The sequence below is a fragment of the Xenorhabdus griffiniae genome (assembly GCF_015163655.1).
Taxonomy (GTDB): Bacteria; Pseudomonadota; Gammaproteobacteria; order Enterobacterales; family Enterobacteriaceae; genus Xenorhabdus; species Xenorhabdus griffiniae.
Genome location: NZ_JADEUF010000120.1, coordinates 1 through 12,025, shown reverse-complemented (window position 1 = coordinate 12,025; position 12,025 = coordinate 1). Strand labels below are relative to the sequence as shown.

Here is a 12,025-nt window from a genome sequence, read left to right as displayed (position 1 = left end):
CAGTATAAAAGATAGTCAAGTGGCTAAACGTCGAAGAGCAACGTGGTCAGCAGAATTCCGTAGTCAGCTTATCTTTGATTGAATTAAATACAAAGTGGAATCCCGCCCTGCCTCATGGGGGACATTTGCAATTATGATCCCCATTGGGGTACAGCTAGGTATTTCAGTGGGTATGCCTCCTGAATATATGATCGGTGCCGCAATTGCGGGTTCCATTTTTGGTGATATGACGTCGCCAATTTCCAGCGATGCTATCGTCGCATCAATGGCAACAGATTGTGATCATATTGAACATATTCGGACTCAAATGCCATATGCGTTGGTTACTGCAAGTTTCGCTCTCGTTATCTATTTCTATTTAGGTTTCACTTATTAACAGCAACCCGCTAAGGATAATCGGTCTTTAAAATAAAATTTAGGGGGATGATTATGAAAAAAGTAGCAAAAATAGGCGTAACCAAGACATAAATAGACAATGTACAGATATCGCAAAATCATCGTCGACTACTCATTACGAGTTTAAACGCAAACAGCAAAAATAATCCACCTGTCGCGCGATTCATCCACTTGATGACATTTTCACGGCGTAATAGATGGGAAAGCGGACGTGTGGCATAAATCAGTAACAATGACCACAATGTGCCAAGTAAGACATGGATCGTCACCAAACTAAATGTCCATAAAGTGGGTGAATGCCCTTGAGGAATAAACTGCGGCAGGAATGAAACATAAAACACGCCCATTTTGGGATTCAGTACATTTCCTAACATTCCTTTGATAAACCAATTCTGCCCCTTAACGGAAGAAGATACCTCTCCGCCAAGATCTTTGTTGGGGTGCCAGATCATTTGAATTCCCAACCAGCATAAATATAATGCGCCACACCATTTTAATATGTTGAATGCCAGCTCTGATACCGCAATCAATGTGCCAAGACCAAATGCCACCATTGCCCCCCAAATAAAACAGCCCGTATTAATACCAAGAGCGGCCTGAAAAGCTTTTTTACCCCCTTCCACTGTTGCAGTTCGCAGAACTAGCGCAGTATCCAGGCCAGGGGTCAATGTGAGCAAAGTCGCCGCCACTGTAAAGGCAAGCAAGGAATCCATAATTGTCATGTTTATCTCCGAATACAAAAACAGGGGCAAAAATGCTAAATGACACTGATATATTTAACAGGCACCGTTTTTGTCAACCAAACATCATTATCTGCCTGATAAAATTTAAAGCCTTGCTCATGCATCAACTGAATATCAATCTGCAAGATAATCACCTTACCGTGTCGTTGCCCCACTTTGATCGCCGTGGATTTTTCCGCCGATAAATGTACGTAATGACGTGTTCCCGCCACTAAGCCTTGCTTAAAAATCGAATCCAAAAAACGGGTGGCCGTTCCATGATATAAAATCTCAGGGGGCGTTTTTTCCTGATAGCGAATATCCACCTTCTGCGTTGAGTGCCCTTGTACTGCCCTGATACGTTTCTGATCCACAGATATGGCAAACCGTTTTTTATCATTGGCATCGACAATTTTTTCTATGATTGCATAGTTCAATCGCTTACCGTGATTGGCGGCACATTTGATCAATGTGCCGATATCGGCCCATCCTTCGCTATCTAAAACGAGGCCAATGGACTCCGGTTGATGACGCAATACGTAACTTAAAAACTTACTGATTTTAGTATCAACTTGATCCATATTTTTACCTGTTAGTCTGAATTCTTTGCCCGTTTAATTCGCAACAGATCGTTAAGTTCTATGTTAATTAATTGGTTAATATTAAACCTTACCTCCACTTTGACATAGACTTAAATATGGCATATGCATGCTATTAGAGGTGAATGATGGAAAGAATCGTGAAAATTTTCAAAAATGGGCGTAATCAAGCTATTCGGTTACCTGTCATGTTTGAATTTGATACTGATAGAGTTTACATCCGCCAAGATAAAAATGGGGATCTTATTTTGTCAAAAAACAAATCTAAACATGATGATTGGGATTTATTTTTCAATATGTTAACTAATCTTTCTGTTCCAGATGATTTTTTAGATACCAGTGATCGTAATCAGGACATAACGAAACGCGATCCATTTGAAGGAACTCTTTAATGTACATGCTGGATACAAACACGGTCAGTTATATTTTTCGGAAAAATCAATTAATAATCAACAAATTGTGCACAATACCACCATCAAGAATATGCATATCCAGTATTACTGAAGCTGGATTACGCTATGGGATTACCAAACGGCAAAACAAGGAACTACAAAATATCGTCAACATGTTTATTGAGTCAGTCACTGTTTACGATTGGGACAGTGCCGCTGCAAAAACTTATGGCGAACTCCGTGCCAGTATGGAACAAATTGGTCGTGTTATGGGCACAATGGATCAATTGATTGCTGCTCATGCCCTCAGTAAAAAACTGACGATGGTTACCAGTGATGCTGCATTTGGGATGGTTCATGGTTTAATTGTCGAAGACTGGAGCAAATATTGACAGGTGGGACCACGGTCCCACTTAACCCACAACCTCTCATCCCCTAACGGATAACACTTCTTTGCTCCCTATCCTTTTACACACACTACCTGACGTAAGGTATGCACGATTTCCACCAGCGATGATTGTGCTTCCATCACAGCATCAATATCTTTATATGCCATCGGAATTTCATCGATCACATCGCTGTCTTTACGACATTCTACATGGGCCGTCGCACGTATTTGGTCACTTACAGTAAAGCGTTTTTTCGCCTCATTACGGCTCATTACCCGCCCTGCACCGTGGCTACACGAACAAAAACTTTCTTCGTTTCCAAGGCCGCGGACGATATAACTTTTCGCCCCCATCGATCCCGGAATAATCCCCATCTGGCCTTTACGAGCAGATACTGCACCTTTACGTGTTACCAAAACTTCTTCACCGTAATGCTGTTCACGCTGGACATAGTTATGGTGGCAGTTCACGGCTTCCTGTTGTGTTGTAAAGGGCTTGGGGATCTCACGTGACAACGCTTCAAGCACGCGGTGCATCATCACTTCTCGGTTCTGGCGGGCGTAATCCTGTGCCCAACCTACCGCTTCCATATAATCGTCAAAATAACGGCTTCCTTCTTCGAAATACGCCAAGTCACGATCAGGCAGGTTAGCAATATGTTGTTGCATATCCTTTTGCGCCAATGTGATAAATAAATTCCCGATAGCATTACCTACACCACGGGAACCGCTATGTAACATCACCCAAACGCGATCTACTTCATCAAGACATAATTCGATAAAATGGTTTCCCGTCCCCAACGTTCCCAAATGCTGATGGTTATTGGTGTTCAATAGTTTTGGGTATTTATCGGTAATACGCTTAAACCCATCCGCCAAGGTCGCCCAATGTTGATCCACAATCTCCGGCGCATTATGCCAGGCACCTTTATCGCGACCGCCACGGTGTATGGTTCGTCCATGCGGTACGGCTGTTTCAATGGCATGGCGAATATTTAACAGACTATCCGGTAAATCAGATGCCACCAGCGAAGTACGCACCGCAATCATTCCACAACCGATATCCACCCCAACCGCCGCCGGAATAATGGCGCCTTGTGTCGGGATAACGCTACCGATGGTAGAACCTTTACCGACATGGACATCCGGCATTACCGCCAGATGTTTGAAAATAAAAGGCATCTTGGCTGTATTTTGCAATTGGCTAATGGCTTTGGGATCAACGGGTACGCCATTTGTCCACATTTTTACTGGCGCACCATTCTCTTGCGTCAATAAGTTATAAGCGTTGGTTTTCATTCCTGAGGTTATCATTGTTGTTCTCCTTTAATTTTTACTAATCCGTCGTTTAAGACACATACTATCTCAGTGTGCTGACCATCTGGTCATTGCCAATTACGTGCCAACTTTGAAAAAAAACAGAAATATTTTTATCTATTTGAAAAATAACTGATTTTATTTTCATCTAATCTTGGTGATTGTTTTTGCAGATTAAATTCCCTATCTTTCTATATCGTTGTTTATAAATTTAGATAAAAAGAATCTAGGGAAGACAATGAAACGCAGAGTCGCTATTGGTATTTTAGGTACAAAGTTAGACAGGCGAGGTAAGAAGGCTAATCGCTGGACGAAATGGCGCCCGACCATTGGTATGTGCCAACAGCCAGAGTTGCCGATTGATAAGCTGGAGTTACTCCACCAAACCAATGACTCAATTTTGGCAGAAAGAATTAAGGAGGATATCGCCCAAGTTTCACCTCAGACAAAAGTGGTACTGAACGAAATCCACATTGGTGATCCGTGGGATTTTGAAGAAGTGTATACCGCGTTACTGGATTTTGCTGTCCGTTATCCTTTCGATATTGAAAACGAAGAGTATTTAGTACATATCACAACCGGCACTCACGTTGCACAGATCTGCTGGTTCCTGCTGACTGAAGCCCGTTATCTGCCCGCTCAACTGCTCCAAACCTCACCTAAAAATGGGAGAGATGAAAACCATCCCGAAGGCGTTTATACGATTATCGATTTAGATCTTAGTCGGTACACTACCCTAACCAACCGTTTCCAACGTGAACAACAGGAGCAAGTCGCATTCTTGAAGTCAGGTATTGCTACACGCAACGCCAATTTCAACCGCCTGATCGACCAAGTGGAACGCGTCGCCCTGCGCTCCACTGCACCGATTTTGCTGACTGGGCCAACGGGTGCCGGTAAATCCTTTCTCGCCCGCCGGATCTATCAGTTACGGCAAGCACGCCATTTAATCAAGGGGCGATTTGTGGAAGTAAATTGTGCCACCTTGCGCGGTGATAATGCGATGTCTACGCTGTTTGGTCACATCAAGGGCGCATTTACAGGAGCGATTCAGCCACGCACCGGACTTCTTCGTGAAGCCAATGGCGGCATTCTGTTTCTTGACGAAGTGGCAGAATTGGGGTTGGATGAGCAAGCAATGCTGTTAAAAGCGATTGAAGAAAAGAGCTTTCTGCCTTACGGATCGGATAAAGAAATACACAGCGATTTTCAATTAATTGCCGGTACACACCGTGATCTGCGAGATTGGGTGATTCAGGGAAAATTCCGCGAAGATCTCTATGCCCGTATCAATATGTGGACTTATCAACTGCCCGGGCTGGCACAACGTCACGAAGATATCGAGCCAAATATCGATTATGAGCTTGCCCGTTATGCTCAAATGCAACAAATGCAAGTTCGCTTTGATAAAGAAGCACGGCAAATTTACCTGCATTTTGCCTGTTCCGAGCAAGCACCGTGGCGGGGAAATTTTCGCGAACTCAGCGCTTCTGTCGCACGAATGGCGACCTTCGCTGAAAATGGCCGTATCAACCAACAGTTGGTTGAAGAGGAAATTACGCGGCTCAAGCAAAACTGGCGCACTGAAGTACAATCTGCCTTGCTGCCAAATAACCTGCCGGAAATTGACCTGTTTGACCGCCAACAGTTGGAAACGGTGATCAAAGTCTGCCATGAATCCAGCAGCTTATCGGAAGCAGGTCGCAAACTATTTGCCGTTTCCCGCCAACAGAAAAAACAGCCTAATGATGCCGACAGGTTACGCAAATACCTTGCCCGCTTCGGTCTTGATTGGGAAAGCATTAGACATTAACAGGAAAGCAATAGATAGGAGAACAACAACATGGAACTGAAATTTCTAGGCACCAGCGCTGGCATACCTACAAAAGAGCGCAATGTCACCAGCCTGATCCTGGATTTACAGGGCACTCGCAACGCGCTATGGATGTTGGATTGTGGTGAGGGAACCCAACACCAGATCCTTCATTCTTCCATCAAGGTAGCTAAACTGGAGAAAATTTTTATCACTCATCTGCATGGTGATCATATTTTCGGCTTGCCCGGATTATTGTGCAGCCGTTCAATGGGCGGTTCTAGCGCTCCCCTTACCTTATATGGGCCAACGGGGATACGTCAGTTTGTAGAAACCACATTGCAATTGAGCAGTTCTTTCTTGACCTATCCGTTGGAAATTATTGAAGTCCAGCCCGGACAGTTGTTTGATGATGGCGAACTGAAGGTCACGGCTTATGCCTTGAACCACCGCGTAGAATGCTATGGCTACCGTATTGAAGAACACGATAAACCCGGCGCACTTGATACGGAAAAATTAAATCAGGATAACATTCCCCGTGGCCCGTGGATGCAGGCTTTAAAGCAGGGCGGCACAATAACTCTGGAAGATGGCCGTACAATTTGCGGCAAAGATTATCTAGGTACACCGATTCGTGGCAAGTCATTGGCGATTTTTGGGGATACTGAACCGACACCCGAAGCACTAAAACTGGCAGCCAATGTTGATGTGATGGTGCATGAAATCACACTGGAAGATGCATTTGCCGCGAAAGCCAACGAGAGAGGACATTCCACCACCAAACAAGCTGCAACATTGGCGCGTGATGCCAAAGTCAAACACTTTATCGCTACGCATATTAGCGGACGTTATGGACTTGAGGATTGCCCGCGATTATTGGCGGAATGCCGGGAAATATTTCCAAATACTGATTTGGCCGCAGATTTCGCCGCATTTATTGTTAAATGAAAATGTTGCAAGGAAAATGTAATTCCTATATACCTACCGCCTTTCAAGATGCGTCTTATATCTCCCCACGTAGAGGGAGATATAAACAATCACATTGATTTGCAAGCTGCAACTTGTAGTTGGATTGATCTATACGCATTAAACTTCAAGCTGCAATTTACAACACGATATCACACGCATCTTGAAGTTAGATTGGTATATATCAGTCTGGCAGAAAATAGATTTATATATTACCTATATCTGATTAATTCCCTGCAACACAAAAATAAAATATCTGAGAGATAAAAATGAATTACGCAAAAGTCTCACCCAAGATTATTAGCCCATTATATAAAAGCTATGAAGAAATCCATGCCTCTGAACTGGATCAAGCACTTATTCTGCTGGTGGAAACACGGGTATCTCAAATTAATGGTTGTGCCTATTGCTGCCATCTTCATGCCGAAGCAATCCGCAAAGATCATGGTATAGAACAAGTAAAATTGGATAAGTTACCTGCATGGTTCAATTCCAATATCTACAGCCCCAAAGAAAAACTGGCATTGGAGTGGTGCGAAGCCTTAACGACAAATCCCAAACAAAGTACCTTAGATAAGATTAAAGAGCGGCTGGATGCTGTTTTTACAGAAAAAGAGATTGTTGACCTGACAGCAACGATCTCCTTAATGAATGCCTTTAATAGAATGGCGATCAGTTTAGGTGATCGAAACGAATAATCACATTATTATGCAGGCTATTTAACCTGGCTATGAATTGACACAAAAATTTCTCCCGCCAATCCTTGCGATGAATGCTATCGTGAGTATAATGCGCGACGATTTGCTGGGAGAAAACATGAAAGATTGCGCTGTAACACAACACCAAGCTAACGAAGCACTGTCTGCTGGCAGCGTCATTGCGTTGTTTTTCCCATTGCTTAACCGAACATTTAAAAAGCCCCTCAATTGAGGGGCTTTTTTTTGCCTGATCAGTCCAAGGCTAAAAGTCATAAAAGAGGAACGTAAACATGGCTAATCCGTTATATCGCAAGCATATCATTTCAATTAATGATCTGAGCCGCGCAGATCTGGAACTGGTATTGCAGACGGCCGCTGCATTAAAAGCCAATCCACAGACTGAATTACTGAAACACAAGGTGATAGCGAGTTGCTTCTTTGAAGCCTCCACACGTACCCGTCTCTCTTTTGAGACCGCCATTCAGCGGCTCGGCGCTTCCGTTGTGGGCTTCGCTGACAGTAGTAATACTTCACTGGGTAAAAAGGGTGAAACGCTGGCTGATACCATTTCCATTATCAGCCAATACGCCGATGCAATCGTTATGCGTCACCCACAGGAAGGTGCGGCACGACTGGCTTCTGAGTTTTCCGGCCACATCCCTGTTATCAACGCCGGCGATGGCGCAAACCAGCATCCAACCCAAACGTTGCTCGACCTGTTCACCATCCAGGAAACGCAGGGCAGGCTGGAAAACCTGAAAATTGCGATGGTCGGTGATTTGAAATATGGTCGTACTGTTCATTCACTGACACAAGCATTGGCGAAATTTAACGGCAACCATTTCTGTTTTATCGCTCCAGATGCACTTGCCATGCCAAGCTATATTCTGCATATGCTGGAAGAAAAACAGGTGAGTTACAGCCTCCACAATAACTTTGAAGATGTGCTGCCCGAACTGGATATTCTGTATATGACCCGTGTCCAGAAAGAGCGTCTTGACCCTTCAGAATATGCCAACATCAAGGCTCAGTTTGTCCTGCGCGCGGCGGATCTGATGAATGTTAAAGAGAACCTGAAAGTCCTACACCCGCTGCCACGTATTGATGAAATTACGGTAGATGTCGATAAAACGCCATATGCTTACTACTTCCAGCAAGCAGGAAATGGCATTTTTGCCCGTCAGGCATTATTATCGCTGGTATTGAATGAAGATGTTGTTATAGACCGCTAAGAAAAATATATAACCATTAATATTATGATTAAGGATATTACACCTTAGTCATAATATTGTTTTTTTAGAACACCTTTTATACCAATCTAACTTCAAGATGCGTGTGATTTCTCTCCACGAAGCGGGGAAAAATCAGGTTTAATATCGTGTTGTAAATGGCAACTTGAAGTTTAAGGCGTATATATCCAATAAATTTCAAGTTGCAGCTTACAAATCAATGTGATTGTTTATATCTCCCATTATTACCTAACGCAATTTTCTGTCACACCAATAAATATAACAAAGAGTGACAATTTAAACTCCAATAATTAACTTCAAATACGAACATGTTTTAAAGCTCTTTTCTTATTTTAACCTGTTATGAAATTAGGTTATTATCGTACTTTTCGATAAATTCGTTTTGTATTTTCTCCGCCAGTTTCAAATATTAAAGGGATGTTCATTATTCTGTGTCTATTACGACGAATCACTAACACGATGCATGAACTTAGAAACAATCACAGGTGCAAGGAAGTATGGGCTATAGCTGGTTATGAATATTGTTTTATACGCGTTACCTTTCAAGTTACTCATTATAAGACAGCATAACTCATTGTTTCTCCCCGCTTCGCGGGGAGAAACAATATGCATCTTGAAGTTAGATTGGTATAAAAACGGGATATTAAGTTAACACAAAGAAATAAGATAAATGGAAAAATCGATATTAACGAACGCAAATGATGCGCTTGAGATTGCCGCGAAAAAAGTGGAAAAAACATTTGAAGAACTTGTCGATATGGCGAGGGAATATATACCCCATGATTTGGATATGGATACCGTTGTCAGGCCCTGTGACGTCAATATCCGGCCTGTTTATCCTGTCAGATATGCTTATATGAATTTTTTTGGCGACAAACAGATAAATGCACAATTACCGCCACCCATCAGCACCTTTCTTGATCCTTATGATAATTCATTAAATGCAAGCGTCTTGGGGGGTTATAGCATTCGCATGCCAAGAGCGGGTTGGATCTATGTCAAAGAAGAAGGACCGATTAAAACCAGAGGCTCCCAACACGAGGGAAAATTATTAATTTTCAAATTCAGCCCTGAAATTGTCACATTAGAGGGCAAAAGAGGGATGGTCACAAAATACACCAAGTATGAGCAAAGAGCCGGAAGCTCATCATGGGAAGAAATCCAGCCTGCCAGTGGTACAGCGGGATTAGGCTATCCTTTTCTGGCTCTTAATAAAGACGTATCCAAAATAAGTATTGTTTATAGTGAGGTTCCTTTTTCCGAACGAATCCTAGACAAGATAGATAAGGATGAATCTTTTCGCAGAAATGCAATGCAATTTGTGGAGTTAGATCGTGAGGACTCAGAGTATACCATAGAAGCCAAACAAGAACATTTCGATGGCTTAGTGGAAGATTTCAAAGATCCTGAAAAACGATTTCAAGCATACAAAAATCAATTATCTGATCCACTTTTACAATCTGCTGATTTGGGAGATATTTCAACAGAAGGCAGTTTTTTCATGGATGCCGATATGGAAATGCGTTACATAGACAGTTTGCTATGCCCTTATTACAAAGATAAAGCGAATATTGTGGTATTGCATGATCCAGTGGGATATCAGCGTGATATTTTAATGGCTTATATGTTACTTAATCTTTGGGAGTTAAGCTATAGTGCGACCAATATGTATCCTCTTACTATAGGAAATTTTGTTGAAATATTAGCTGCATCAAAAAATGAAGAAGTCAAAAAATGTGTTAAGGAGTGTATTCACCAAGAAAATTGGAAAACCTGGTGGCCTAAATTAACTACGCCGATTAAGCATGTAAAAGACAAAAAGAAAGAGACTCTTGAATTATATAAAGCATTTTTTGAAAGTGAAATGATTGCAGGGAAATTAGGTGGACTTACACATTATTTTAAAAACTTTTTCTCTGTCTCTGATAAAAAGGATTTTTATACCGAAGATGATGCAAAAGAATTTGAACGATTCTGTATTTTACACGCTGAATTAATGGAACCGCTCAAACATTCAGAAGAAGGATTGTTGGCGATGGAAAGTATTATTGCTGGTCCATTGGCTATAGAAGGAAATAGCGCATGGGATGTTGCTCTTAATGGAATAGTGAATTCATTAGGTCATGATGGTGTTGATAAGGTATCCATTGCAAGGATCCTCAATCGGGGAGTAGATATAATACTCAGTGTCGTTGGCAATTTACTGGCGAGACTTTATGTATTTACAACAGAATTATCATATAAAGGAATATTACACTTGCACGTGTTGAGTGTAAAACAGGTAACACATAAACTGATTCCTAAAATATTAGATTATTTAGGGCTTGAAATAAAACAAGGACAATATCTCGAATTAACCGAGAAAGAATATTATAAATTTCTAAAAAAAATTGAAGAATATGAAAATCAAGGTGTATCAGGAAAAATTAAGAAGGGCCTGGCTCAAGCTGAATCTGGTTTAAACAAATTTATAGGTAAAAAAGTATTTGATTGGTCCAACAGATTGGATAATTACAATAATAATATAAAGATAAAAATACCGTTGGTTAAATTAAAAAGACCTGAATTAAATATTCAGTTTAAATTTTTCCATAATACAAATAAGTCTGCTGGCTACTTATTGAGTTCTGGCTTAAGTGGCTTGGATTTATTTATGAAGAGTTATGTATTATATAAATTGACATCAATGTCTCGTTTCGACAAAACTGCCCCATTTAACGCAAATAGACTTCCTTATTATTATGTTTCAAGCTATTCGAATACTATATTAGGTGGGTTAATTGCTGCAAAAGGTGTTTCCGCTATTGGTGGAGATACTCTTAAATTTGCAGCGAGATTAGCAAATAAACTAAATAGCCCCGCAGCAAAAGCGTTATTGGATTCTGCATCACGCAGTCTTCTGTTAGAAAGTGCTGCCATAACAAAATGGGTAAATGGTGGACTCATTGCCACAGGTTTTGTGAGTGGCGCACTTTCTTATTATGATGCCTATAACTCTTTTAGTTTTGGAAATAACAAAGAAGCTTATTCTCATATTGCAATAGGTACAAGCTCAATAATAATGGCTGTAGGATGGTCTATAGCGGTAGCAACAGCGGAAGTGACTTTTGGCGTCAGTCTTCTGGTTGCACTAGGCGCTTCACTCATGCTTGGTGGAACATTCGCAGCGATATATTTCAATTGGGTAGATTTGGAAACATTGTTAAAGAACTGCTTTTGGGGCAATGGAGAGAAATATGCTTTTTGGAGTACGAGTGAAAAACGTTTAAGTTTAGAAAATCAATTTAAAAGAATGAAAATTATAGATAAGGAAATTAAAAATTCGTATTTAATTGAATTTCAAGAATTTTTAAATTTTTTTATCAAGCCAAATTTAGGTCACGTATTCAATTTGTTGTTTCTCATGTATACTCCTCACTTTTTCAGGAAATCAGATGGCAACGGTAGAAGTGAAATGTCGATTTTGTCAACAAACCGAATCGGT

At 41.3% G+C, this 12,025-nt stretch carries 11 protein-coding genes and 1 pseudogene; 9 read left to right on the top strand and 3 right to left on the bottom strand.

Going from position 1 to position 12,025, the window contains the following annotated elements; translation table 11 throughout:
* Positions 1 to 112 precede the first annotated feature (112 nt).
* A pseudogene (locus tag IQ211_RS15840) lies at positions 113 to 376 on the top strand (Na+/H+ antiporter NhaC family protein); the annotation flags it as partial.
* Positions 377 to 494: 118 nt separating this feature from the next.
* Here IQ211_RS15840 and IQ211_RS15835 read toward each other — a convergent pair.
* A complete protein-coding gene (locus IQ211_RS15835) occupies positions 495 to 1,118 on the bottom strand; it encodes a LysE family translocator (protein ID WP_189760885.1) in 624 nt (207 codons plus the stop codon).
* A gap of 35 nt (positions 1,119 to 1,153) precedes the next feature.
* Positions 1,154 to 1,699: an RNA 2'-phosphotransferase gene (locus tag IQ211_RS15830; protein ID WP_189760884.1), complete on the bottom strand. Its 546-nt coding sequence runs from the start codon at positions 1,697 to 1,699 to the stop codon at positions 1,154 to 1,156.
* A gap of 158 nt (positions 1,700 to 1,857) precedes the next feature.
* On the opposite strand from IQ211_RS15830, the gene IQ211_RS15825 reads away from it, so the two are divergent.
* Positions 1,858 to 2,109, top strand: a complete 252-nt coding sequence (locus IQ211_RS15825; protein WP_399478445.1) for an antitoxin — start codon at positions 1,858 to 1,860, stop codon at positions 2,107 to 2,109.
* Positions 2,109 to 2,501 carry a type II toxin-antitoxin system VapC family toxin gene (locus IQ211_RS15820; RefSeq protein WP_189760882.1) on the top strand — a complete coding sequence of 131 codons (393 nt, stop codon included), beginning with the start codon at positions 2,109 to 2,111 and terminating at the stop codon, positions 2,499 to 2,501. Before IQ211_RS15825 ends, IQ211_RS15820 begins: the two co-directional genes overlap by 1 nt.
* 68 nt (positions 2,502 to 2,569) lie before the next feature.
* Here IQ211_RS15820 and IQ211_RS15815 read toward each other — a convergent pair whose 3' ends face one another.
* Complete coding sequence (locus IQ211_RS15815) at positions 2,570 to 3,796, bottom strand: RtcB family protein (RefSeq protein ID WP_189760886.1); 1,227 nt, start codon at positions 3,794 to 3,796, stop codon at positions 2,570 to 2,572.
* Between the two features lie 256 nt (positions 3,797 to 4,052).
* On the opposite strand from IQ211_RS15815, the gene rtcR reads away from it, so the two are divergent.
* The 6 genes from rtcR to IQ211_RS15785 all read left to right on the top strand — a co-directional run.
* Positions 4,053 to 5,627, top strand: coding sequence for an RNA repair transcriptional activator RtcR (rtcR, locus tag IQ211_RS15810; RefSeq protein ID WP_189760881.1), 1,575 nt, complete (start codon positions 4,053 to 4,055; stop codon positions 5,625 to 5,627).
* A 30-nt stretch (positions 5,628 to 5,657) separates the two neighbouring features.
* A complete protein-coding gene (gene rnz / locus IQ211_RS15805; protein ID WP_189760880.1) occupies positions 5,658 to 6,575 on the top strand; it encodes a ribonuclease Z in 918 nt (305 codons plus the stop codon).
* 287 nt (positions 6,576 to 6,862) lie between these two features.
* The gene (locus IQ211_RS15800) at positions 6,863 to 7,291 is read left to right on the top strand and encodes a carboxymuconolactone decarboxylase family protein (protein WP_189760879.1); all 429 of its coding nucleotides are present in this window, start codon (positions 6,863 to 6,865) and stop codon (positions 7,289 to 7,291) included.
* An 82-nt stretch (positions 7,292 to 7,373) separates the two neighbouring features.
* Positions 7,374 to 7,523, top strand: coding sequence for a hypothetical protein (locus IQ211_RS15795; RefSeq protein ID WP_189760887.1), 150 nt, complete (start codon positions 7,374 to 7,376; stop codon positions 7,521 to 7,523).
* 58 nt (positions 7,524 to 7,581) lie between these two features.
* Positions 7,582 to 8,523: an aspartate carbamoyltransferase gene (gene pyrB, locus IQ211_RS15790; RefSeq protein WP_189760878.1), complete on the top strand. Its 942-nt coding sequence runs from the start codon at positions 7,582 to 7,584 to the stop codon at positions 8,521 to 8,523.
* Positions 8,524 to 9,211: 688 nt separating this feature from the next.
* Positions 9,212 to 12,025 (top strand): toxin VasX (locus IQ211_RS15785; RefSeq protein ID WP_193836415.1); only part of this gene is annotated, 2,814 nt, incomplete at its 3' end.

Excerpts from the sequence above, each read along its gene's own strand:
- IQ211_RS15835 (WP_189760885.1), bottom strand. The coding sequence starts at position 1,118 with ATGACAATTATGGATTCCTTGCTTGCCTTTACAGTGGCGGCGACTTTG.
- IQ211_RS15830 (WP_189760884.1), bottom strand. The coding sequence starts at position 1,699 with ATGGATCAAGTTGATACTAAAATCAGTAAGTTTTTAAGTTACGTATTG.
- IQ211_RS15820 (WP_189760882.1), top strand. The coding sequence starts at position 2,109 with ATGTACATGCTGGATACAAACACGGTCAGTTATATTTTTCGGAAAAAT.
- IQ211_RS15815 (WP_189760886.1), bottom strand. The coding sequence starts at position 3,796 with ATGAAAACCAACGCTTATAACTTATTGACGCAAGAGAATGGTGCGCCA.
- rtcR (WP_189760881.1), top strand. The coding sequence starts at position 4,053 with ATGAAACGCAGAGTCGCTATTGGTATTTTAGGTACAAAGTTAGACAGG.
- rnz (WP_189760880.1), top strand. The coding sequence starts at position 5,658 with ATGGAACTGAAATTTCTAGGCACCAGCGCTGGCATACCTACAAAAGAG.
- IQ211_RS15800 (WP_189760879.1), top strand. The coding sequence starts at position 6,863 with ATGAATTACGCAAAAGTCTCACCCAAGATTATTAGCCCATTATATAAA.
- pyrB (WP_189760878.1), top strand. The coding sequence starts at position 7,582 with ATGGCTAATCCGTTATATCGCAAGCATATCATTTCAATTAATGATCTG.